General features: G+C 72.9%; 15 protein-coding genes and 6 pseudogenes. 16 read left to right on the plus strand and 5 right to left on the minus strand.

Features of this window, described 5'->3' with window-relative positions; all coding sequences use genetic code 11:
• Nucleotides 1–173 precede the first annotated feature (173 nt).
• Nucleotides 174–686, plus strand: coding sequence for a cation:dicarboxylate symporter family transporter (locus tag JD77_RS22015; RefSeq protein WP_387228289.1), 513 nt, complete (start codon nt 174–176; stop codon nt 684–686).
• A gap of 105 nt (nt 687–791) precedes the next feature.
• A complete protein-coding gene (locus tag JD77_RS22020) occupies nt 792–1,829 on the plus strand; it encodes an aminotransferase class V-fold PLP-dependent enzyme (protein WP_145775986.1) in 1,038 nt (345 codons plus the stop codon).
• A gap of 100 nt (nt 1,830–1,929) precedes the next feature.
• On the opposite strand, the gene JD77_RS22025 is transcribed toward JD77_RS22020, so the two are convergent.
• The gene (locus JD77_RS22025; protein ID WP_246140830.1) at nt 1,930–2,811 is read right to left on the minus strand and encodes an SPFH domain-containing protein; all 882 of its coding nucleotides are present in this window, start codon (nt 2,809–2,811) and stop codon (nt 1,930–1,932) included.
• A gap of 331 nt (nt 2,812–3,142) precedes the next feature.
• Between JD77_RS22025 and JD77_RS22030 the strand changes: the two genes are divergently transcribed.
• The 6 genes and pseudogenes from JD77_RS22030 (at nt 3,143) to JD77_RS22055 (ending at nt 8,541) form a co-directional block, all read left to right on the plus strand.
• Nucleotides 3,143–3,904, plus strand: a complete 762-nt coding sequence (locus JD77_RS22030; protein WP_145775987.1) for an ABC transporter ATP-binding protein — start codon at nt 3,143–3,145, stop codon at nt 3,902–3,904.
• A pseudogene (locus tag JD77_RS22035) lies at nt 3,891–4,584 on the plus strand (ABC transporter ATP-binding protein). The gene JD77_RS22030 and the pseudogene JD77_RS22035 overlap by 14 nt, the downstream one beginning before the upstream one ends.
• Before the next feature lie 44 nt (nt 4,585–4,628).
• Nucleotides 4,629–5,726, plus strand: a pseudogene (locus tag JD77_RS22040) (ABC transporter substrate-binding protein); the annotation flags it as partial.
• Nucleotides 5,716–6,111, plus strand: a pseudogene (locus JD77_RS22045) (branched-chain amino acid ABC transporter permease); the annotation flags it as partial. The pseudogenes JD77_RS22040 and JD77_RS22045, both read left to right, overlap by 11 nt.
• 242 nt (nt 6,112–6,353) lie before the next feature.
• Nucleotides 6,354–7,921 (plus strand): annotated as a pseudogene (locus JD77_RS22050) (MFS transporter).
• Nucleotides 7,922–7,932: 11 nt separating this feature from the next.
• Nucleotides 7,933–8,541 carry a TetR/AcrR family transcriptional regulator gene (locus JD77_RS22055; protein WP_145775988.1) on the plus strand — a complete coding sequence of 203 codons (609 nt, stop codon included), beginning with the start codon at nt 7,933–7,935 and terminating at the stop codon, nt 8,539–8,541.
• Between the two features lie 19 nt (nt 8,542–8,560).
• On the opposite strand, the gene JD77_RS22060 is transcribed toward JD77_RS22055, so the two are convergent.
• Nucleotides 8,561–10,483, minus strand: coding sequence for a helix-turn-helix domain-containing protein (locus JD77_RS22060; RefSeq protein ID WP_145775989.1), 1,923 nt, complete (start codon nt 10,481–10,483; stop codon nt 8,561–8,563).
• A 14-nt stretch (nt 10,484–10,497) separates the two neighbouring features.
• Nucleotides 10,498–11,280: a 3-hydroxybutyrate dehydrogenase gene (locus JD77_RS22065; RefSeq protein ID WP_145775990.1), complete on the minus strand. Its 783-nt coding sequence runs from the start codon at nt 11,278–11,280 to the stop codon at nt 10,498–10,500.
• A gap of 249 nt (nt 11,281–11,529) precedes the next feature.
• Between JD77_RS22065 and ruvC the strand changes: the two genes are divergently transcribed.
• The 8 genes and pseudogenes from ruvC (at nt 11,530) to JD77_RS22105 (ending at nt 21,018) form a co-directional block, all read left to right on the plus strand.
• Nucleotides 11,530–12,057, plus strand: a complete 528-nt coding sequence (ruvC, locus tag JD77_RS22070) for a crossover junction endodeoxyribonuclease RuvC (RefSeq protein ID WP_145775991.1) — start codon at nt 11,530–11,532, stop codon at nt 12,055–12,057.
• The gene (ruvA, locus tag JD77_RS22075; RefSeq protein ID WP_145775992.1) at nt 12,054–12,656 is read left to right on the plus strand and encodes a Holliday junction branch migration protein RuvA; all 603 of its coding nucleotides are present in this window, start codon (nt 12,054–12,056) and stop codon (nt 12,654–12,656) included. Before ruvC ends, ruvA begins: the two co-directional genes overlap by 4 nt.
• Nucleotides 12,653–13,729, plus strand: coding sequence for a Holliday junction branch migration DNA helicase RuvB (gene ruvB, locus JD77_RS22080; protein WP_145775993.1), 1,077 nt, complete (start codon nt 12,653–12,655; stop codon nt 13,727–13,729). The genes ruvA and ruvB overlap by 4 nt, the downstream gene beginning before the upstream one ends.
• Nucleotides 13,730–13,867: 138 nt before the next feature.
• Entirely contained in the window at nt 13,868–14,215 is a 348-nt protein-coding gene (yajC, locus tag JD77_RS22085) for a preprotein translocase subunit YajC (RefSeq protein ID WP_211372628.1), read from the plus strand.
• A gap of 224 nt (nt 14,216–14,439) precedes the next feature.
• Complete coding sequence (secD, locus tag JD77_RS22090) at nt 14,440–16,377, plus strand: protein translocase subunit SecD (protein WP_211372629.1); 1,938 nt, start codon at nt 14,440–14,442, stop codon at nt 16,375–16,377.
• Between the two features lies 1 nt (nt 16,378).
• Nucleotides 16,379–17,565: pseudogene (gene secF, locus JD77_RS22095) on the plus strand (protein translocase subunit SecF).
• A gap of 100 nt (nt 17,566–17,665) precedes the next feature.
• A pseudogene (locus JD77_RS22100) lies at nt 17,666–18,231 on the plus strand (adenine phosphoribosyltransferase).
• A gap of 333 nt (nt 18,232–18,564) precedes the next feature.
• Entirely contained in the window at nt 18,565–21,018 is a 2,454-nt protein-coding gene (locus JD77_RS22105; RefSeq protein ID WP_211372839.1) for a RelA/SpoT family protein, read from the plus strand.
• 145 nt (nt 21,019–21,163) lie between these two features.
• Here the strand turns inward: JD77_RS22105 and JD77_RS22110 are convergent, their stop codons facing one another.
• Complete coding sequence (locus JD77_RS22110) at nt 21,164–22,003, minus strand: peptidylprolyl isomerase (protein ID WP_145775997.1); 840 nt, start codon at nt 22,001–22,003, stop codon at nt 21,164–21,166.
• A 67-nt stretch (nt 22,004–22,070) separates the two neighbouring features.
• A complete protein-coding gene (locus tag JD77_RS22115) occupies nt 22,071–22,955 on the minus strand; it encodes a peptidylprolyl isomerase (RefSeq protein WP_145775998.1) in 885 nt (294 codons plus the stop codon).
• Nucleotides 22,956–22,990: the final 35 nt, after the last annotated feature.

Below are 22,990 nucleotides of genomic sequence, written 5' to 3' on the forward strand. Positions count from 1 at the left end.
TGGCCCCGACAAAAGGGTCCAGCCGAGACAAATTGAGGGCACAAAGTGCAAGATCGGCGAGTGTCTAGGGGCGGGGGCGGGGGCGGGGGCGGGGCGGGGCGGCGGAGGTTCGTTGCGCGGAGCAGGCGGACCAGGTCGCGGCTCGGCGCCACCCGCGCCGGGAGTACGCGCACGTGCCGGACCCGGACTTCCGCGCTGGCCGGGCCCGGGTGCTGCGGAACCTGCTGGCCCTGCCCGCCCTCTACCGCCTCCCCCCCCGCTGGCCGGTCGCCGACGCGATGGGCAGGCCGATGTCGATCGGCCAGCAGCTCGGCCTGCTCGTGTTCATGATCATCGCTTCGAAGGGCGCCGCCGGGGTGACCGGCGCCGGCCTGGCCACCCTGGCCGGCGGCCTCCAGTCGCACCGGCCCGACCTGCTGGACGGGGTGGGGCTGATCGTCGGCATCGACCGGTTCATGTCCGAGGCCCGGGCGCTGACCAACTTCGCCGGCAACGCCGTGGCGACCGTGCTCGTCGGCACCTGGACCGGGGAGTTCGACCGGGAGCAGGCCCGGGCCGTGCTCGCCGGCGAGCGCCCGTTCGACGAGACGAGCATGCTGGACGAATACGACGCCCACGGTCCCGCCGACCCGTCCGCGGCCCCGCCGGAGGCCGCCCCGTCGCAGCTCACCGGCGCGCGGGCCTGACCCGCCGGCCCCGCCGCCCCGCCGGGATCCGACCGCGGGGCGGCGGGGCCACCAAAGGCGAATTGGGCGCTGACCGTCACCCCGTCGGCGCCCTAGCGTCACGGCATGGAGCTGGAACAGGCACGGAAGCTGTGGCAGCCGGAGCCGGGCTGGCTGAACACCGCCAGCTACGGGTTACCGCCGGACCCCGCGTACGCGGCGCTGACGGAGGCGCTGGCCGACTGGCGGGTGGGGCGTACCTCCTGGGAGGGCTGGAACGACGCGGCCGGCCGCGCCCGGTCCGCCTTCGCCGGGCTGGTCGGCGTGCCCGCCGCGGACGTCGCGATCGGCGGCAGCGTCTCCCAGTTGCTCGCCCCGGTCGCGGCGGCGCTGCCGCCCGGGGCCACGGTGGTGGTGCCGGAGGTCGAGTTCACCTCCAACCTCTTCCCCTGGCTGGTGCAGGCCGAGCGGGGCGTTGAGGTGCGGACGGTGCCGCTGGCCCGGCTCGCCGACGCGGTGGACGCCGACACCGACCTGGTGGCGTTCAGCCTGGTGCAGTCCGGCGACGGCACCGTGGCCGACCACGACGGGATCATGGCCGCCGCCGGCGCGCACGACGCGCTCGTGGCGGTGGACGCGACCCAGGCCTGCGGCTGGCTGCCGTTCGACGCGAGCCGGGCGGACGTGGTGGCGGTCGGGGCGTACAAGTGGCTGATGGCGCCCCGCGGCACCGCCTTCGCCTACCTGGCGCCGGCGCTGCGGGAGCGGCTGCGCCCCGACGCGGCGAGCTGGTACGCCGCCGACGACCCGTACTCCGCCTACTACGGTCCGCCGCTGCGGCTGGCCGGCGACGCCCGCCGGTTCGACCTCTCCCCGGCGTGGTTCAGCTGGGTGGGGGCGGCACCCGCCCTGGAACTGCTCGCCGAGATCGGCGTGCCGGCGGTGCACCGGTACGACGTGGCGCTGGCCAACCGTTTCCTCGCCGGGCTGGGCCGCCCGCCGGGGGACAGCGCGATCGTCACGGTCGAGGTGCCCGGCGCACGGGAGAAGCTGGAGCGGGCCGGGGTCCGGGCGGCGGTCCGCGCCGGGCGGGTCCGCGCCTCGTTCCACCTGTACACCACGGAGGAGGACGTCGACCTCGCCCTCGACGCGCTGACCGCCTGACGCTGCCCACGCTGCCCACGCCGCCCACGCCGCCCACGCCGCCCACGCCGCCCACGCCGCCCACGCCGCCCACGCCGGCCACCCGGGCGTGGGCGGACGCTCACCTGCCGGCGCCGGTGACGATGCCCGGGTTGATGCACAGGCCCGGCGTGCTGCCGTTCTTCTCGGCGATCTCCAGGCAGCGGGTCACCTTGTCCACCTTGGCGTTGGTCTCGGTGATCTGCTTCTGGATCTCGGCGTTGCGGCGGTCCTGTTCGAGGTTGCGGGTCTGGGCGAGCTTGTCCTGGAACGCCTTGATGTTGCCCTCGGTCTTGTCGTCGTGGTTGACCCGGGTGATGGTGACCGACAGGATGTCGACGTCCTCGGCCAACCGGCCCTTGGCGTTGGTCTTGATGCTCTCGGCGAACGGCTTGAGGTCGACGTTCAGGTTGCCGGTCTTCGCGTCGATCCGCTCGAGCGGGTTGTAGGAGGAGAAGGCGTCGTTCACGGCGCTGTCGAGCTGGACGCCGACCCGCTGCCCGCGGAAGCTGTCGAAGTCGCCCTTGTAGTTCATGAACTGCTGCGCGGCGTTCTCGGGCCGGACCTGCCACTCCACCAGCACCTCGACGCACGCGTCGGCGAGGGTGCTGGTACGCACCCGGACGCACTTGTCGTTGCCGATGTGGTCGTACTTCTGCCGCCCGGCGTCCCACTCGCCGACCCGCTGCCACGGCGCGACCCACTTCAGCCCGGACCCGGTGACCTCACCGGTCGGCTTGCCGAAGCTGGTCACGATTCCGACCGAGCGGATGGGTACCGAGTGGGCGCTCGACGCTGCCGTGAGCAGGAGGGCCCCGGCGAGGGCGCCGGCCGCCGTCAGGAAGGCGGGCTTCCGGACCGTCGGGCGCGGGTTCAGGAGTGCGACGGCGGCGGCGATGAATGCGGCGACGGCGATGACGATCGCGAAGGTGAAGCCGGACGGCATGGGCGCGGGGCCTTTCACGGGGGGCGGCTAGTCGATGATCAAGGTAGCCGTCTTGGGCAAGGCGTCGGGCGGCGCGGGCATACCTGGCGCGGGTTCCCGGGGATGCCGGCGGGCCGGTGGCGCCGCCACATGTCCCCGTATATCGGCGGCCGACGATCCCGATCGCCCGCCGTCGAGGGGGTGCCCGGGTGGGCACCCTATGGCGGGGGTACCCGCATCCGTTGGGGTGAATGTGTGGGGAATCGGCATGGCTCGACTCCTTCGGCCCGCCGTAGGTTTCCTGCACGCGACGGCCCTGTGACCACTGTCACCGACCGGCCGACGCGACGGACCTGCGGAGGGTGTGGCGATGGCCGGGCAAGCGGTCCTGACGGCTCGCGGGCTGACCCGCGACTTCCGGGGCTTCCGGGCGGTCGACAGCGTCGACCTCGACGTGGCGCCGGAGAGCGTGCACGCCCTGGTCGGCCCGAACGGCGCCGGCAAGACGACCCTGTTCAACCTGCTCACCGGGTTCCTGCGGCCCACCGGCGGGCGGATCGAGCTGGCCGGCCGGGACGTCACCGGCCTCCCGCCGGAACAGGTCGCCCGGCTCGGGGTGGCCCGGTCCTTCCAGATCACCAGCCTGTTCCCGCAGCTGTCCGCGCGGGAGCACGTCGAGCTGGCGCTGCAGTCGCCCAGCGGGCTCGGCTGGCGGTTCTGGCGCTCGGCGACGCTGATGCGCCGCTACCGCGACCGCGCCGACGAGTTGCTGGGCATGGTCGGCCTCGCCGAGCTGGCCGAGGCCCCGGCCGAGGTTCTCGCGTACGGGCGCAAGCGGGCCCTCGAACTGGCCATCGCCCTCGCCCTCGACCCCAAGGTGCTGCTGCTCGACGAGCCGACCGCCGGGATGGGGCTGGAGGACGTCGACCGCACCGTGGAGCTGATCTCCCGGATCCGGCAGGGCCGGACGGTGGTCATGGTCGAGCACAACATGAGCGTGGTCGGCCGGCTCGCCGACACCGTCACCGTCCTGCAGGCCGGCAAGGTGCTGGTCGAGGGCCCGTACGAGCAGGTCCGCGCCGACGAGCGCGTGATCACCGCCTACCTGGGAGCCGCCGATGCTGCGCATTGAGAACCTCTCCGCCTGGTACGGGGAGGCGCGGGTGCTGGCGCGAGGTCAGCCTCGACGTCGCCGCCGGGGAGGTGGTGACCCTCGTCGGGCGCAACGGCGCCGGCAAGTCCACCCTGCTGCGCTGCGTGCTGGGGCTGCACGCCGGCCAGAGCGGCAGGGTGGAACTCGACGGCCGCGACGTCACGCGGCTGCCCGCGCACCGGCGGGCCCGGCTCGGGCTCGGCTGGGTCCCCGACGACCGGGGCAGCTACGCCACGCTCAGCGTCACCGAGAACCTCACCCTGCCGCCCCGGGTCGGCCCCGACCCGTGGCCGCTGGAGCGGGTGTACGAGGCGTTCCCCGCCCTGTACGGCCGCCGCGACTCGGCGGCCACCCAGCTCTCCGGCGGCGAGCAGCAGATGCTCGCCCTGGCCCGGGTGCTGCGGATGGGCGCCCGGCTGCTGCTCTGCGACGAGCCCACCGAGGGGCTCTCCCCGCTGCTGGTGCAGCAGGTCGGTGACCTGCTGCGCGAGGCCAAGCGGCACGGCGTGACCGTGCTGCTGGTCGAGCAGAACCTGCACTTCGCCACCGGCGTCGCCGACCGGCACTACCTGCTGGCCGAGGGACGGATCGCGGAGGCGATGGACAACTCCGAGGTGCGCTCGCGGGAGCGCGAGCTGCTGGCGTACCTCGGAATCTGATGTCGACGCGAGGCCGCGCGGCGCGCGCGGATGGAGGGACGGACATGCGTAGGACCGTGGGTGTGGCCGCGGCGTCGGCCGCGGTGGTGCTGGCGGCCGGCTGCGGTGGCGGTGGCCCCCAGTCGTCGGGGGACCAGAAGCTGACCGGCGACAAGATCGTGCTGGGCGTGCTCAACGACCAATCCGGGGCGTACTCGGAGCTGTCCGGGAAGAACTCGGTCAAGGCCGTCGAGATGGCCATCGCCGACTTCAAGGCGAAGTACGGCGACAAGGCGGTGACCAGGAACATCGCGGTGGAGACCGCTGACCACCAGAACAAGCCGGACGTGGCCAACACCAAGGCCCAGGAGATGATCGACCGCAAGGGCGCGGACGCCATTCTCGACGTGCCGACCTCCTCGGCCGCCCTGAAGGTCGCCGACGTGGCCAAGGAGAAGAAGAGGCTCTACTTCAACATCGGCGCGGCCACCACCGACCTGACCGGCAAGAGCTGCAACAGGTACACGTTCCACTACGCGTACGACACGTACATGCTGGCCCACGGCACCGGCACGGTGACCACCCAGCAGGTCGGCAAGAACTGGTACATCCTGTACCCGAACTACGCCTTCGGTCAGGACATGGAGAAGAACTTCTCCGCGGCGATCGGCGCGGCCGGCGGCACCGTGGTCGGCGGCGCCCCGTTCCCGAACACCAGCGGCGACTACTCCTCCTTCCTGCTCAAGGCCCCGACCCTGAACCCGAAGCCGCAGGTGCTCGGCACCATGCAGGCCGGCGCCGAGCTGGTCAACGTCGTCAAGCAGTACAACGAGTTCAAGCTGCGGGACAAGGGCATCGGCCTGGCCGTGGGCCTGATGTTCATCACCGACATCCACTCGCTGACCCCGGCGGCGCTGGCCGGCACCACCTACACCGACGCGTGGTACTGGAACTTCGACCAGCAGAACCGGGAGTGGGCCGACCGCTTCCAGAAGGAGACCGGCACCCGTCCCCCCTTCGCGCACGCCGCCAACTACTCCGCCGCGCTGCAGTACCTGGAGGCGGTGCAGGCCGCCGGCACCGACGACGCGGACGCCGTGGTCAAGGGCCTGGAGGGCAAGGAGGTCAACGACCTCTTCCTGCGCAACGGCAGTGCACTCGCCGTTCGGCCGGGTGCTCGTCGGCATCCGGGACAACCCGGCCCGGGCGCGGGCGCTGGGCTACCCGGTGCACCGCTACAAGCTGACGGCGTTCGTGCTCTCCGGTTTCCTCGCCGGGCTCGGCGGCGGGCTCTTCGCCATCGGCCACCGGTTCGTCTCGCTCGACGTGCTGCACTGGACCACCTCCGGCAAGGCGGTCATCGTCGTGGTGCTCGGCGGCATCGGCACGCTGTGGGGCGGGGTGCTCGGCTCGGCGCTCGTCGTCCGCCTGGAGGACTGGCTGTCGTTCTCCGGGTTCGAGGCGATCGGCCTGGTCACCGGCGGCATCTTCGTACTCGTCGTGCTGCTGTTCCGGCGTGGGATCTGGGGGTCGGTCGCGCAGTTGGCGCCTGCACCGTCTGCACGACGGGCTCAGTCGCGCACATCGACGCCGTGTCGCCGATATGGCGGCATCCGGAGGGCTCGGACACCCCCATGTCGCCGACATCGGGGCGCCGCCGGGTGACCTGGCGCACAAACGATACGAACCGGTTCCGTATCGAAATGCTCTCGCATACGCTCAACGGCGTTACGAGTCTGCCCCGTATCGTATTGCGCGTCGCGGGGGAATCCGGGGGGAGAACGCCGCACATGCAACCGCACGAGAACACCGGACACCCGAGGAGGTGGGCGATCCTCGGGGTGCTGGTGATCAGCCTCCTCGTCGTCGTCCTCGACAACACCATCCTGAACGTCGCCCTGCGCACCCTCGCCGACCCGGTGCACGGGCTCGGCGCCACCCAGGGCGAGCTGGAGTGGTCCATCAACTCGTACACCCTGGTCTTCGCCGGCCTGCTCTTCACCTTCGGCGTCCTCGGCGACCGTGCCGGCCGCCGGCGGTTCCTGCTGATCGGCCTGGCGTTCTTCGGGCTGGCGTCGCTGCTGTCGGCGTACGCCCAGAACCCCGGCCAGTTGATCGCGGCGCGCGCGCTGATGGGCGTGGGCGGGGCGGCGATCATGCCGGTGACCCTCTCGATCATCTCCAACGTCTTCGACCCGCGGGAACGCGGCCGAGCGATCGGCATCTGGGCCGGGGCGGTCGGCCTCGCCGTCGCGATCGGCCCGATCCTCGGCGGCGCGCTGCTGGAGCACTACTGGTGGGGCTCGGTGTTCCTGATCAACGTGCCCGTGGTGGCGCTGGGCGTGGTCCTGGTCGCCCTGCTGGTGCCCGAGTCCCGCGACCCCGACCCCGGACGGGTCGACCTGGCCGGCGTGCTGCTGTCCGTGGTGGGGCTGGTGGCGCTCACGTACGGCATCATCGACGGCGGTGAGCACGGCTTCGGTCGGCCGCTGGTCTGGGCGTCGCTCGTGGGCGGCTTGGCGATGCTGGCCTGGTTCGTCACGCACGAGCTGCGCAGCGACCACCCGTCGCTGGACGTCCGGCTGTTCCGGGTGCCCCGCTTCGCGGCGCCGGTGGCGATGGTCGGGCTGATCTTCTTCGCGGCGATGGGTGTGATGTTCTTCAGCTCGTTCTACCTGCAACTGGTGCGCGGCTACAGCCCGCTGGAGACCGGCCTGCTCTTCCTGCCGTTCGCCGTCGCCCAGCTGGTGTTCGCCCCGCGCAGCGCGGCGATGGTCCGCCGGTACGGGGGCAGGGCGGTGGCGGTCGTCGGGCTGGCGCTGACCGTCGTGGCCCTCGGGGCGTTCGCGTTCGTCGACGCGGGCACCCCCATCTGGGCGATCCTGGTGCTGTACTTCCTCCAGGGCGCGGGGATGGCCAACATCATGCCGCCGGCCACCGAGTCGATCATGTCGGCGCTGCCGCGGGAGAAGGCGGGCGTCGGCTCGGCCGTCAGCAACACCGTCCGGCAGGTGGCCGGCGCGCTGGGCGTGGCGGTCCTCGGCTCGGTGCTGTCGGCCGTGTACCGGGACGACGTCGCGCCGGCCCTGCGTGGCCTGCCCGCCCAGGCCCACGAGGCGGCCGGCGAGTCGATCTCCGGGGCGTACGCGGTGGCGGGCCAGCTCGGGCCGGCGGCGCCGCACCTCGTCGCGGCGGCCGACCACGCCTTCGTCTCGGCCATGCACTGGGCCGCGGCGCTCTCCGCGGCGGTCGCCGCGCTCGGCGTCGTGGTCGCGCTGCGCTGGCTGCCCGGCCGCGCCGGGGCCGACCGGCGCCCGCGCCGGTGGCCGGCGAGCCGGAGTTGGCTGGAACCCCGTAGGTTCGGCGACAATGTCGGACATGACATCTGCCGCCGAGGCTCCGCGGTCGCCCGGGCGACCGCGGAGCGTCCGCGCGGACGAGGCCATCGTGGAGGCCACCCTCGACCTGCTCGCCGACGGCAACACGATCGAGACGCTGACGATCGAGGCGATCGCGGCCCGGGCCGGGGTCGGCAAGAACACCATCTACCGCCGCTGGCCCGGCAAGAACGCGCTGCTGATCGACGCGCTGCGCCGGCTCAAGGGCATCGTGCCGCAGCCGGCCGGCCACTCCGTCCGGGACGACCTCGTGCTGCTGGTCGGCGCGGTCGGCCACCACATCGACCCCCGGGCCGCGAAGATCATGCCGTACCTCGTGCCCGAGGCGAACCGCAGCCCGGAGCAGTACCAGCTGTACCAGAACATCATCGAGCCCCGCCGGACGCTGATGCGCGAGGTGCTCCGCCGCGGGATGCGCAGCGGCGAGCTGCGGGCCGACCTGGACGTCGAGGTGGCGATGGCCCTGCTCACCGGCCCGATGCTGATCCAGCGGTTGCTGCGCTGGCACCCCGACCTGGACGAGGGCCTGCTCCCGGAGCGGATCGTCGACGGCGTGCTGGAGGGCATCCGCGCCCGTTGAGCGCCGGAGCCCGGCCGGCTCAGCCGGAGGGCGTACGCAGGCGGTGCAGGCGCAGTGCCAGCTGCACCTCCAGGGCCCGCTCCGGCTTCTGCCAGTCCGCGCCGAGGAGCTGGCCGACGCGCTCCAGCCGTTGCGTCACCGTGTTGACGTGCACGTGCAGCAGCTCGGCCGCCCGGGCCAGGCTCCCGCCCACCCCGAAGTAGGCCTCCAGCGTCCGGACCAGGGCGGTGCCCCGCCGGGCGTCGTAGTCCACCACCGGCCCGACCGTGGCGGCCAGGAAGCGGGCCACGTCCCGGTCGCCCCGGTCCCCGCCCACGGCCCCGAGCAGCAGCCCGACGAAGCCCAGTTCGGCCGTGCTCGCCCCCTGCCCGGCCCGGCCGAGCGCGCCCAGCGCCGTCAGGCAGCGGTCCGCCTCCTGGAAGACGGCCGCCAGCGACGCCGGCCCGGTCGACGGGCCGCTCGCCCCGGCGGTCACCGGCCGCCCGGTGATCCGGGACAGGTCCCGCGACACGGCGCGGGCGGCGGCGCCGGTGTCGCGGCCGGGCAGCATCAGCACCACCCGGCCGTCGCGCGCCGCGGCCAGGCCGCCGCGGGTCGAGGCGTACGTGGTGGCCCAGGACAGCACCCGCTGCCGGGCCGACCCGGTCGCGGCGATCGCGTCGTCGTCGACCGCGACGAGCACGTGCGGGGCGTCCAGGTCCACCCCGAGCCGGCGGGCCCGGCTGCGCAGCGCGTCGGTGTCCCGCAGCGGCCGGGCGATCAGGTCGTCGAGCAGCTCGCCCCGCACGCGCCCCTCCGCCTCGGCGACCGTCCGGCGGAACAGCAGCAGCAGCGCGGTGACCAGCGCGGCCCGCTCCAGGATCCGCTGGTCGGCGCCGGCCAGCTCGCCGTCGGGGCGCAGCACCAGCGCGCCCAGGTTCTCCGCACCCGCCACGACCGCCGCGTACCAGAGCGGGCCGCGACGGACGCTGCGCCCCTCGGTGCGCGACGCCGCCACCGCCTCGACCAGGTCCGCCCGGTCGGGCTCCTCGATCTCGCCCACCCGGGCCAGCCGCCGGCCGTCGGCGTCGAGCGCCAGCAGCGTCCCGCCGAGCACGTCGGTCACCGCGGACGCCACGTCCTCCACCCCGCCGCCGCGCAGCACCAGCGCGGTCATCCGGTCGTGGGCCGCCGCCGCCCGCTCCACGGAAGTGCTGTGGGCGCGGATCGTGGTGTTGGCCGCCGACAGCTCCTCCAGGGCCGCGCGGGTCTCGGCCAGCAGCCGGGCCGTGTCGATGGCCACGGCCGCGTGCGCCGCGAGGGAGACCAGCAGCGCCACCTCCTCGCGGGCGAACGGCCGCGCCGAGCGGTTGGCCGCGTACAGCACCCCGATCGAGGTGGAGCCCAGCCGCAACGGCACCCCGAGGATCGCCACCAGGCCCTCCTCGCCCACCCCGGCGTCGATCTCGCCGGTGTGGTGGAAGCGGTCGTCCTCCGGGTAGTTCGCGGTGACGTACGGGGTGCCGGACTGGGCCACGAGGCCGCCCAGGCCGGCGCCGAGCGGCAGCCGCAGCCGCTGGAAGCGCGCCGAGACCGAGCCGTCGGTGACCCGCATGTACGTGTCGCCGCGTTCGTCGTCGTTCAGCGTCATGTACGCCACGTCGGTGCCGAGCAGGTTGCGGGCCCGGTGCACGATCGCCCGCAGCACGTCGTCGAGGTCGCGCAGGCCGGCCAGGTCGCTCGCCGTGTCGTACAGGCCGGACAGCTCGATCTCCCGGCGGCGCCGGCGCTCCAGCAGCGCGCGGACCCGAAGCGCCACCACCTTGGCCTGCTCCAGCTCCGCCAGCCGGTCGGCGGGCAGGCCGGCGGCCCGGGCGGCGACCAGCGGCCCCTCGAACTCGACCGCGGCCGCCTCGCGGGCGAGCAGCTCCAGGAACTCCACCGGCGACGACATGACCGACATTGTGCGGGGCGCCACTAGTTCGCCGTCCAGCCCCCGTCGAGGGCGATCGAGGCGCCGGTGATGAACGAGGCCGGCGGGGAGCACAGGTAGGCGACCAGCTCCGCGACCTCCTCCGGCTCGATCAGCCGCTTGATCGCGGCCCGGGCCAGCATGATCTTCTCCACCACCTCGGACTCCGGGATGCCGTGGGTGGCCGCCTGGTCGGCGATCTGGCTCTCCACCAGCGCGGTCCGCACGTACGCCGGGTTGATGCAGTTCGCCGTCACCCCGTGCGCCGCGCCCTCCAACGCGACCACCTTCGACAGCCCCTCGAGGGCGTGCTTGGCGGAGACGTACGCCGACTTGTACGCCGAGGCGCGCAGCCCGTGTACGGAGGAGATGTTGACGATCCGGCCCCAGCCCCGGGCGTACATGTGCGGCAGGGCGCGCCGGACGAGCAGGAACGGCGCCTCCACCATCACCCGGTGGATGTCGGCGAAGCGCTCGGCCGGGAAGTCCTGCACCGGCGCGACGTGCTGCAACCCGGCGTTGTTGACCACGATGTCCACCGCGGCGTCGAGCCGGTCGACCGCCGACGCGTCGGCCAGGTCGACCCCCTCGGCCCGGCCGTCCGCCTCGGCCGCGACCTCCTTGGCCGCCTCGACGTTGCGGTCGACCACCAGCACGGACGCGCCGGCCGCGGCCAGCCGCAGTGCGCAGGCCCGGCCGATGCCGCTGCCACCGCCGGTGACGAGGGCGGTGCGACCGGTCAGGTCGACCTGTACGACGTGGGGGACCGCCACGGGTTCTGCCGTCATGGCGCAAGAAGTTACGAGTTGCGTGGCCCAACGCACATGGGGTGGCGACACATACTCGCCGGCCGAACTGTGTGGCGGGCTCACCGCGTTCGGCCCCTCGACGGGTCGCCGGTGGTGGGGGAGCTGGCCGCCGGCCTGCCGGCGGGAACCTCGTCACGGCCCCGGCCGGCGTGTCCCCGGCGGCGGGCGTCCGGGGCGACCAGTAGGGTGTCGAACACACGTACTGCCGACGGTCGGGGAGGAGGCGGCGTGCGCGTGCTGGGCGTCGACCCGGGGCTGACCCGGTGCGGGGTCGGCGTGGTCGAGGGCGTGCCGGGTCGCCCCTGCACCCTGGTCGCCTACTACGTCGTCCACACCGATCCCGAGGACGGGCTGCCGGCGCGCCTGCTGCACCTGGACACCTCGCTCACCCGGCTGGTCGCCGAGCACCGCCCCGACAGCGTCGCCGTCGAGCGGGTGTTCAGCCAGCACAACGTCCGCACGGTGATGGGCACCGCGCAGGCCAGCGGCATCGCCGTGCTGGCCGGCGCCCGGGCCGGGCTGCCCGTGCAGACCTACACTCCGAGCGAGGTGAAGGCGGCCGTCACCGGCTCCGGCCAGGCGGACAAGGCGCAGATGACGGCCATGGTCACCCGGCTGCTGCGGCTGCCCGAGCCGCCGCGGCCGGCCGACGCCGCCGACGCCCTCGCACTGGCCATCTGCCACGTCTGGCGCGGCGGGACGCGCTCGAAGCTGGCCGCCGCGGCCGACCGGGCCCGACGAGGAGGAACACGATGATCGCCAGTGTGCGCGGCACGGTCACCGCGACCGGTCCGGACCACGCGGTGGTGGAGGTCGGCGGGGTCGGCCTCGCGGTGCAGTGCGCTCCCGCCACCCTCGCCGAGCTGCGGGTCGGCGAGCCGGCCCGGCTCGCGACCAGCCTGGTGGTCCGGGAGGACTCGCTCACCCTGTACGGCTTCGCCGACGACGACGCCAAGCAGCTGTTCGAGCTGCTCCAGACGGCCAGCGGAGTGGGGCCCCGGCTGGCCCAGGCGGTGCTCGCCGTGCACACCCCGGACGCCGTGCGCAAGGCGATCGCCAACGCCGACACCGCCGCCCTGACCCGGGTGCCCGGCATCGGCAAGAAGGGCGCCGAGCGCCTCGTCCTGGAGTTGCGTGACCGGATCGGCCCAGTGCCGGTGGCGCCGGACGGCGCCGTCGGGGTGACCGCGGGCGCGTGGCCCGACCAGGTCCGCCAGGCCCTCGTCGGGCTCGGCTGGGCGGCCGCCCAGGCCGATCAGGCCGTGGCCGCCGTCGCCGAGACGGTCGACGGCGCGCCCCCGCCCGTGCCGGTCCTGCTCAAGCAGGCCATCCGCCTCCTCGGCCGGACCCGATGACGGGGGAGGACCTCGTCTCGGCGTACGTCAGCGACGCCGAGCGGGACGCGGAGGCCAGCGTCCGGCCCAAGCGGCTGGAGGAGTTCATCGCCCAGCACCGGGTCCGCGACCAGCTCGACCTGCTGCTCAAGGGCGCGATGCGGCGCGGCTCCCCGCCGGACCACATCCTCCTGTCCGGGCCGCCTGGCCTCGGGAAAACGACGTTGGCCAATATCGTGGCGGCCGAGCTGGGCTCGGGCATCCGGGTGACCAGCGGCCCGGTCATCGAGCGCTCCGGCGACCTGGCGGCGATCCTGACCAGTCTCGCCGAGGGCGACGTGCTGTTCATCGACGAGATTCACCGCATCGCCAAGCCGGCGGAGGAGCTGCTGTACAGCGCGATGGAGGACTTCCGGGTCGACGTAATCGTCGGCAAGGGCCCGGGCGCCACGGCGATCCCGCTGGACGTCGAGCCGTTCACCCTGGTCGGCGCGACCACCCGGTCCGGGCTGCTGACCGGGCCGATGCGCGACCGCTTCGGCTTCGTCGCGCACCTGGACTTCTACTCGCCGGCCGACCTGGAGGCGCTGCTGCGCCGCTCGGCGCGCATCCTGGGCGTGCCGATCACCGACGGCGGCGCCGCCGAGATCGCCGGCCGCTCCCGGGGCACCCCCCGGATCGCCAACCGGCTGCTGCGCCGGGTCCGCGACTTCGCCGAGGTCCGGGCCGACGGCGTGGTGACCGTGGAGACCGCCCGGGCGGCCCTGGCCGTGTACGACGTGGACGCGCTCGGCCTGGACCGGCTCGACCGGGCGGTGCTCACGGCCCTGGTCGACTCGTTCCGCGGCGGCCCGGTGGGCCTGTCCACCCTGGCGGTCGCGGTGGGAGAGCAGCCGGACACCGTCGAGGAGGTGTGCGAGCCGTTCCTGGTGCGGGCCGGGCTGCTCGCGCGTACGCCCCGGGGGCGGGTGGCCACCGAGGCTGCCTGGCAGCATCTGGGGCGTACGCCGCCGAATGGTACATTTGGTCCCGTCTCCCCTTCCGCGCCGGATCTGTTCTCCGCCGCGCCCGATGCCGCCGCCGGTCAGCCGTGATCCCATCGTGATCTGCGTCGCATTCGGCGTTCCCAGGCGCAGCGACTAGACTCGCCGCGGTCTGTACAGGACGTGAGAATCCGCCTCCGCTCCGGCGCCACTCGTGCCGGGCCGGGGCCAATGGGAAGGTCAGTAACCGTGCTCTACGCAGCAGCGGGCGGCGGGGGAGGCGGCAGCCTCATGCCGCTCCTCATGATCGCCCTGCTCTTCGGCGTCATGTACTTCATGATGATCCGCCCCCAGCAGAAGCGCCGCCGCGAGGCGCAGCAGATGCAGTCCGCCCTCGCCCCCGGCGACGAGGTGGTCACCATCGGCGGTCTCTACGGCACGGTGACCGGCGTCGACGACGACACCGTCCTGCTCGAGGTCGCTCCCGGCGTGCAGACCCGGTACGCGCGTCCGGCCATCGCCCGGGTGGTCAGCCAGGCCGAGCGGGTCGAGTCGACCGAGCCGGCCGTCGAGGAAGCCGAGACCGTCAAGGAGTGACCTCCGTTGCCCGACGGGGCAGCGAAGGCGCCGCTAAAACTGGATAGTTGGGTCGACACCCGACGCCGGCGCGCGACGACCGCCGGTCGGCGCACCCGCGCCGGCCCCTGGGCCGTCGTGCCGGCGTCGGGTTGCCGGCCAGCACAGACACGTCGCCGGATCCCCGGCCCGACAACCGTCGCTGCCGCGCCCGCGGCGCGGCCGTACAGGGAGACAGGACAGCCGTGGCACCACCTCAGGGACAGATGCGGCCCGGACGGCAGCTCGCCGTGCTCGGGCTCATCTTCGTCGTCCTCTATCTTTTGGTCTTCTTCGCGGGCGGCGCCACGGGTGGCTGGAAGGACCGGCTCGAGCCGCGGCTCGGCCTGGACCTGATCGGCGGCACCCGGATGACGCTGGAGGCGACGAACAGCCTCGACGGCAGGCCCCCGACGAGGGAGAACCTGGAGGAGGCCCGCCAGATCATCGAGAGCCGGGTCAACGCCTTCGGCGTGGCCGAGGCCGAGGTGGTCACCGAGGGCAACCGGAACATCGTCATCTCCCTGCCCGGCGAGAACCGGGACCTCGGGGACGTGGGCGACGCGGCCGAGCTGCGCTTCCGCAAGGTGCTCAAGGCCGCCGACGGCAGCGGCCAGACGGCCCCGCCGGCCGCGACGCCCACGCCGGCCCCGTCCGGCAGCGCGTCGCCCGCGCCGTCCGGCAGCGCCTCCCCGGCGCCGTCCGGCAGCGCCTCCCCGGCGCCATCGGGCAGCGCCGCGCCCTCGGCGAAGGCGGGCGCGTCGCCGAGCGCCGGCGGCCAGGGCGGCATGGCGCCGGCCCCGAGCGCCACCCCGTCGGCCTCCGCCTCGCCGAGCGCCGCCGCGCCGTCGCCGAGCGCCAGTGCCGAGCCGGTGCCGCAGGGCGTCGAGGAGCAGCGCAAGGCCGTCGAGCAGAAGGTCGGCGCGGCCGCGTGGCAGACGGCGAGCGGGCTGCAGGGCCCGGCCGACCTCACCGCCGACCCGTCGCTGGCGGAGAAGCTCAAGCCGTTCGGCAGGCTCACCCCGCGCGAGGTCGCGGTGCTGTCGCCGGAGATGCAGTTCAACGTCCCCACCATCAGCTGCGAGCAGCTCGACAACCGGCCGGCGGCGTCGATCAAGGACGAGAAGCAGAAGGCGGTCGCCTGCGAGGACGGCGCCGTAAAATACCTGCTCGACGTCGGCAAGGTGCTCGGCACCGACGTGAGCGACGCCAACGCGGTGCTCGACCAGACCAGCTCCTGGGTGGTCAGCCTGAACTTCACCGGCGACGGCCAGAAGAAGTGGACCGAGCTGACCCGCGAGGCGTTCAACAACACCGGCCAGGCCTGCGACCAGACCGCGCTGGGCCAGGACGGCAAGTGCCGGGTCGCCGTGGTGCTCGACAACAAGATCGTCTCGTCCCCGGAGATCCAGGGCGTACTGACCGGTGACTCGCAGATCACCGGCAACTTCGACAACAAGTCGGCCAGCAAGCTGGCCGGCCAGCTCCGCTACGGCGCGCTGCCGGTCACCTTCGAGCCGCAGGAGCAGCAGAACGTCACCGCCACCCTCGGTGCCAGCCACCTGCGCGCGGGCCTGCTCGCCGCCGGCATCGGCATGCTGCTGGTCATCATCTACTCGTTCTTCTACTACCGCCTGCTCGGCTCGGTGATCTTCCTGAGCCTGGTGCTGTCGGCGCTGCTGGTCTTCGGCGCGCTGGTGGTGCTCGGCCGGCAGATCGGCTTCACCCTGACGCTCGCCGGCATCGCCGGCATGATCGTCTCGCTCGGCGTGGCGGCGGACTCGTTCGTCATCTACTTCGAGCGGCTCAAGGACGAGATCCGCGAGGGACGCAGCCCGCGTAGCGCCGTGCCGCGTGCCTGGATCCGGGCGCGCCGCACGATCATCTCGGCGAACGCCATCACCATCCTGTCCGCGGTGGTGCTCTACGTCGTCTCGGTCGGCGCGGTGAAGGGCTTCGCCTTCGCCCTCGGCCTGGCCACGATCCTCGACCTGGTCGTGGTCTTCCTCTTCCGTCACCCGATCATGACGATGTTCGCCCGGACCCGGGCGTTCCTGTCCCCGCGGGTCAGCGGTCTCGGCCGGATCCTCCCGCCCCCGCGGACCGAGCAGGCCACCCGCACCTCGCGCGTCAAGGAGGCCTGAGATGGCTGCTAAGAGTGGGCTGGCGAGCCGCCTCTACCGGGGTGAGGCGGGCCTCGACGTCGTGGGCCGGCGCAAGCTGTGGTTCACCGTCGCCGGCGCGCTGATCCTGGTCGCCGTGCTCAGCTTCGCCCTGCGCGGCTTCAGCCTGGGCATCGAGTTCGCCGGCGGCAACTCGTTCCAGGTGCCGGCGAGCGTCGGCACCCTGGAGCAGGCCGAGCTCAAGGTCGGCGACGCGTTGGGGACCGCGGGCGGCGGAGCCAAGGTGGTCACCGCGCAGAAGGTCGGCGGCCCCGGCGGCGACTCCTACGAGCTGCGCACCACGCAGCTCAGCGCCGAGCAGGCCAACGCGGTGAAGGCCGAGATCGCCCGCGAGTTCGGGATCGACCCGGCCCAGATCAGCGGCAACCAGGTGAGTGAGGCCTGGGGCAGCCAGGTCACGGAGCGGGCGCTGCTCGGTCTGGTGATCTTCATCGCGCTGGTGATGGTCTACCTGATCCTGCGGTTCGAGTGGCGGATGGCCGTGGCCGCGGTCTCCTCGCTGTTCATGAACCTGATCCTCACCGCCGGCATCTACTCGCTGGTCGGCTTCGAGGTCACCCCGTCGACGATCATCGGCTTCCTCACGATCCTGGGCTTCGCGCTCTACGACGTGGTGGTGGTCTTCGACAAGGTCCAGGAGAACACCCGGGGCATCACCGCGAACAACAACCAGACGTACGGCGACGCGGCGAACCTGGCGATCAACCAGAGCCTGATGCGGTCGCTGAACACGTCCGTGGTCGCGCTGCTCCCGGTCGGCGGCCTGCTCTTCATCGGCGCCGGCCTGCTGGGCGCCGGCACCCTGAAGGATCTCGGCCTGGTGCTCTTCGTCGGTATGGCCGTCGCGTTCCTGACGTCCATCCTGCTGGCCACCCCGCTGCTGGTGCTCCTCAAGAACTACGAGCCGCGGATCCAGGCGCACAACAAGCGGGTGCTGGCCCGCCGGGCCGCCCTGGCCGGGGCGGAGGCCACCGGGAAGGGCGGCGCGCGGGCCGAGACCTCCGACGAGCCGATCGACCCGGAGGCGGCGGCCCTGGCCGGGCCGCGCCGAAGGTGGGCGCCGGCCGGCCGGCAAGCGCCCGAGCGGCGCGCGGGGCGGTCGCCCGCCGCGGCGGCGGCAACCGGCCGGGCGGCGCGAAGCGTCGCTGACGGGAGCGGGCACCCGGTAGCAAACGGTGCGACGGCGTCCTTCATGCTGTGCGGGCGGCGTGAAGGACGCCGTCGTCGTTGGAAGGGAGACGGGACCGCCGTGACGGAGACGCACAGCGCCGCGGTAGGGGAGACAGCGGCCCGCAGGTCGCCGAACTGGTCGCCAGCCGGGTGCTGGACGTACCGGACTTTCCCAAGCCGGGCGTCATCTTCAAGGACCTGATGCCGCTCTTCGCCGACGGCGACGTGTTCCGTGAGGTGATCGACGGGATCGTGGCGTACCACGGGCGGGACTCGTTCGACGCGGTCGTCGGGATCGAGGCCCGGGGCTTCGTGATCGCGGCGGCCATCGCGTACGCCACGGGAGTCGGCGTGGTCCCGGTGCGCAAGGCCGGCAAGCTGCCCCGCGCCACCCACTCCGCCTCGTACGCGCTGGAGTACGGCGAGGCGACGCTGGAGGTGCACCAGGACGCCTTCACGGCCGGCCACCGGGTGCTGGTGGTCGACGACGTGCTGGCCACCGGCGGCACGGCCGAGGCGACCCTCGACCTGGTGGAGCGGGCCGGCGGCACGGTCGCCGGCTTCACGGTGCTGATGGAGTTGGGCTTCCTCAAGGGTCGGGAGCGGCTTGCCCCGCGGCCGGTGCACGCCCTGCTCAGCATCTGAGCGTCCGTCCTGCGGTGGTGGCTGGGGTCCGCCGGGCGCGGACCGCCCACGCGCCGTCAGGAGTCGATCACGATACGTCCGGGTTGTCCGGACGCGGTTGGCGGCCCGGGCGCCCGGTCCGTGCCCGGTTGACCGGTCGGATGCGGACGGCCGTCGGAAGGACCCCGGCCGGTACGTCCGGCGGAGCGGCGGGGCACCGTCCGTGCGGGTAGCATTGCCCTTTGCTGACCCGGGCGGGTGACCGTCAGGGTGGCGGAAGACCAGGCTGGCCGGCACGGCTGGCATACCCGGCGAGCGGTGAGGAGGCCGGTGTCCCACGATGTCGTCCCTCCGGTGGAGGGCACGGTGCACCCGACAGGCGACGCTGACGGTTCGGTGACCGACCGGGGCGCTGACGCCCGGGGCACGGTCCCCGGGAACGGCGCGGGGCCCGCCCGCGCCGACGGCGGCACGCCGGGTGCCGGAGTCGTGGCGCCGTTCCCGGCCGGGGGCGCCAGCGAGCCGTCGCCGAGCGCCGGCTTCGCCCTCTCCAACGCGCCGACGGGCCGGCGGGTGCGCGCCCGCCTGGCCCGGTTCAACGCGCCCTGGCAGACCTCGCAGGTCAGCGAGGTGCTGGAGCCGCTGATCTCCAGCCACCGGGAAAACCACCCGAAGGCCGACGCGCGACTGGTCCAGCGCGCCTTCGACACGGCGGCCCGCTGGCACTCCGGCCAGTACCGCAAGTCCGGCGATCCGTACATCACCCACCCGCTCGCGGTGGCCACCATCCTGGCCAACCTCGGGATGGACACGACAACCCTGGTCGCGGCGCTGCTGCACGACACGATCGAGGACACCGAGTACACCCTCGACCAGATGCGGGCGGACTTCGGCGGCGAGGTGGCGCTGCTCGTCGACGGGGTGACCAAGCTCGACAAGGTCAAGCTGGGCGACGCGGCCAAGGCGGAGACGATCCGCAAGATGGTCGTGGCGATGGCCAAGGATCCGCGGGTCCTGGTGATCAAGCTGGCCGACCGGCTGCACAACATGCGCACGCTGACCTTCCTGCCCCGCCCGAAGCAGGAGCAGAAGGCCAAGGAGACGCTGGAGATCCTCGCCCCGCTGGCCCACCGGCTGGGCATGAACACGATCAAGTGGGAGCTGGAGGACCTGGCCTTCGGCACGCTGTTCCCCAAGCGGTACGAGGAGATCAACCGCCTGATCGGGGAGCACCAGCCGCAGCGGGAGGCGCTGCTGCGCCAGGTCACCCAGAAGGTGGGCACCGACCTCAAGGCCGCGAAGATCAAGGCGGAGGTCACGGGCCGGCCGAAGCACCTGTACTCGATCTACCAGAAGATGATCGTGCGGGGCCGCGACTTCAACGACATCTACGACCTGGTCGGGGTGCGCATCCTGGTCGACACGGTGCGGGACTGCTACGCGGCGCTGGGCGTGATCCACGCGAACTGGCAGCCGGTGCCGGGCCGGTTCAAGGACTACATCGCGATGCCCAAGTTCAACATGTACCAGTCGCTGCACACGACGGTCATCGGGCCCACCGGCAAGCCGGTGGAGATGCAGATCCGCACGTACGCGATGCACCGCACCGCCGAGTTCGGCATCGCCGCGCACTGGAAGTACAAGGAGCACAAGGGCACCCAGATCGTCGGCCCGCCGGCGCACATCGACGAGATGACCTGGCTGCGGCAGCTGCTGGACTGGCAGCGGGAGGCGGCGGACCCGAGCGAGTTCCTCGACGCGCTGCGCTTCGACCTGTCCAGCCAGGAGGTGTACGTCTTCACCCCGAAGGGCGACGTCATCCCGCTGCCGACGGGGTCGACGCCGGTGGACTTCGCGTACGCGGTGCACACCGAGGTCGGGCACAAGTGCATCGGGGCGCGGGTCAACGGCAAGCTGGTGCCGCTGGAGTCGACGCTGTCCAACGGCGACGTGATCGAGATCTTCACGTCGAAGTCCGACACGGCGGGGCCGACGCAGGACTGGCTGGGCTTCGTCAAGAGCCCGCGGGCGCGCACGAAGATCCGTCAGTACTTCAACAAGGAGCGGCGCGAGGAGGCGATCGAGGCCGGCAAGGACGCGATCGTCAAGGCGATGCGCAAGCAGGGCATGCCGTTGCAGCGGATGCTCACCTCCGACGCGCTGATGTCGATCGCCCGGGACCTGCACCTGGCCGACGTGGCGTCGCTGTACGCGGCGGTCGGCGACAGCCAGGTCTCGGCGCAGTCGGTGGTGCAGAAGCTGATGGCCGCGTACGGCGGCGAGGAGGGCGCGGCGGAGGACATCGCCGAGACCGCCGTCGCCACCCGGCCGCCGCGCAGCCGGGCCAGCAGCCACGACCCGGGCGTGGTCGTGCGCGGGGTCAGCGATGTCTGGATCAAGCTGGCCCGCTGCTGCACCCCGGTCCCGCCCGACGCCGTGTTCGGCTTCGTCACCCGCTCCGGCGGGGTGAGCGTGCACCGTGACGACTGCGCCAACGCCGAGGACCTCAAGGCGCAGGGCGAGCGGGTGGTCGAGGTGAGCTGGAAGCTCACCTCCGCCTCCACGTTCCTGGTGGCGATCCAGGTCGAGGCCCTCGACCGGCACAAGCTGCTGGCCGACGTGACCCGGGTGCTCTCCGACGAGCGGGTCAACATCCTCTCCGCCACCGTCACCACCACCCGCGACCGGGTCGCGGTGAGCCGGTTCAGCTTCGAGATGGCCGACCCGAAGCACCTGGGCCACCTGCTGGCCGCCGTGCGCAAGGTCGACGGCGTCTTCGACGCGTACCGGGTCACCTCGGGCGCCTGACGGCCGGATCCCGCAACATCGCCGGCGTGGCGGTGTCCCGCCACGCCGGATACCGCCAGATCGCCGACATGGCGGCGTCCCGCCCACCGCGAAAAGCGCCCGCCGGCCCCAGGCCGGCGGGCGCTTTTCGCGGTGGGGGTGAGCGTCAGCCCTGCGGCTCGCTCATCGTCAGCTTGTTGATGACGACCTCCTTCTTCGGGTGGCCGCCGCCGGCCTGCTGGGCGTACGCCTTGTCGTCGCCGGCCTTGGCGACGTCCTTCACGATGTCCATCCCGCCGGTGATCGTCCCCAGCACGGTGTAGTCCGGGTCCAGCGGCGAGTCGCCGTAGACGATGAAGAACTGGCTGCCCGTGCTGCCCGGATCCCGCGACTTGGCCATCGCGATGACCCCCTCCGGGTACGGCGGCCGCTTGTCGGTGGGCAGGTTCTCCTCGGCCATCTTGTAGCTCGGGCCGCCGGTGCCGTCGGTCTCCCGCCAGCCCTTGCCCGTCGCGCTCGGGTCGCCGCACTGGAGCACCTTGATGCCCTCGGTCACGAGGCGGTGGCACTTGGAGTTGTCGAAGAAGTTCCTGCTGGCCAGGTGGGTGAAGCTGGCCGCGGTGCACGGCACGAGGGACCGGTCGACCTTGGCGGTGATGGCACCCAGGTTGGTCTCCAACGTCAGGGTCTGGACGCCGGTGTTCGGCTGCTGCGTCTGCGGCAGCCCGACGTCCTTGATCTCCTTGGTGCGCTGGTCCTTCGGGATCTCCGTCCAGGCGCACTGCACGAAGCCGGGCGCGGCGGCGGTGTCCTGCTTCTTGTCGTCGTCGCCGCCGATGCTGGTGGCCAGCCACACGGTGCCGGCGACCACGAGCACCAGGGCCGCGGCGGCCCCGACGATGGCCTGCGTCTGCCGGCGCCTGCGGGCCTTGGCCGCCCGCTCGGCCATCTCCCGCTCGAGCCGGGCGCGCGCCGCCGCGCGCTGCCGCTCTCTCGTCGACGTCACGGTCAATCCTCCTGGACTGTCTCGGGCGCGGCCGTGTGCCGCAGGTGCGGATCTCGGGCGGAGCTGGTCAGCCCGCGCTGGGGCTGGCCGACGGGGCGCCGGACGCCGTGGTCGCGGCCGGGGCCGTCGTCGCCTCGCCGACGGTGAGGCTCTGGATCACCACGTCGGTCTTCGGCTTGACCTTGGCTCCACTCCCATTGTCCACGGTCGGCAGGGCGCCGATCTTCGTGATCACGTCGAGCCCGCCGGTGACCTTTCCGATCACCGAGTAGGCCGGCTTGGCGGGGCTGTAGTCCTTGAAGAAGACGAGGAACTGGCTGCCGTTGCTGCCCGGCGGGTTGGCCATCATCGCGACCGTGCCCTTCGGGTACGCCGGGGGCTGGCCGGGGGCGGGGCTGGCGGACGGGCTCGCCTCGGGCTGCACGGGGACGTTCTCGTCGTCGTAGAACGAGTAGGTCGGCCCGCCCAGGCCGGTGCCACTGGGATCGCCGCAGCGCAGGGCGCCCTCGGCGGTGATCTCGTGGCACTTGGTGTTGTCGTAGAACGAGCGGCTCGCCAGGTGGGCGATGCTCGCGCCGGCGCAGGGGGCCGAGGCGAGGTCGAGCTCGACCGTGACCGGGCCGCCCTGGTTGGTGGTGATGGTCATCGGCCGGGTGCCGGAGGTCGGCAGGCCCTTGGTGGCGGGCGTGCCCACGTCCTTGAGGCTGGTGTTCGCGGTGGCGTCCTGCGGGGTCCAGAGGCAGACGTCCTCGGCGGCCGCGTTCTCCTTCGGATCCTCGTCGAACGCGCCCAGCGCCCACGCCGAGCCGACCACGATCAGCGCGAGCACCACCGCCGCGCCGACGCCAGCCTGGATCCGCCGGCGCCGCCTGGCCCGGGCGGCCCGGCGGGCCAGCTGCCGGTCGAGCTTGGCCCGCGCCAGTTTGCGCTGCCGGTCCCTGCTGGAAGCCACCCGTGCTCCCCTTCCTCTGCCCTGATGGTCACCGG

This window comes from Micromonospora olivasterospora, from assembly GCF_007830265.1.
Classification (GTDB): Bacteria; Actinomycetota; Actinomycetes; order Mycobacteriales; family Micromonosporaceae; genus Micromonospora; species Micromonospora olivasterospora.

Excerpts from the sequence above, each read along its gene's own strand:
- JD77_RS22060 (WP_145775989.1), bottom strand. The coding sequence starts at position 10,483 with ATGTCGGTCATGTCGTCGCCGGTGGAGTTCCTGGAGCTGCTCGCCCGC.
- JD77_RS22065 (WP_145775990.1), bottom strand. The coding sequence starts at position 11,280 with ATGACGGCAGAACCCGTGGCGGTCCCCCACGTCGTACAGGTCGACCTG.
- ruvB (WP_145775993.1), top strand. The coding sequence starts at position 12,653 with ATGACGGGGGAGGACCTCGTCTCGGCGTACGTCAGCGACGCCGAGCGG.
- JD77_RS22030 (WP_145775987.1), top strand. The coding sequence starts at position 3,143 with ATGGCCGGGCAAGCGGTCCTGACGGCTCGCGGGCTGACCCGCGACTTC.
- JD77_RS22020 (WP_145775986.1), top strand. The coding sequence starts at position 792 with ATGGAGCTGGAACAGGCACGGAAGCTGTGGCAGCCGGAGCCGGGCTGG.
- ruvA (WP_145775992.1), top strand. The coding sequence starts at position 12,054 with ATGATCGCCAGTGTGCGCGGCACGGTCACCGCGACCGGTCCGGACCAC.
- JD77_RS22055 (WP_145775988.1), top strand. The coding sequence starts at position 7,933 with ATGTCGGACATGACATCTGCCGCCGAGGCTCCGCGGTCGCCCGGGCGA.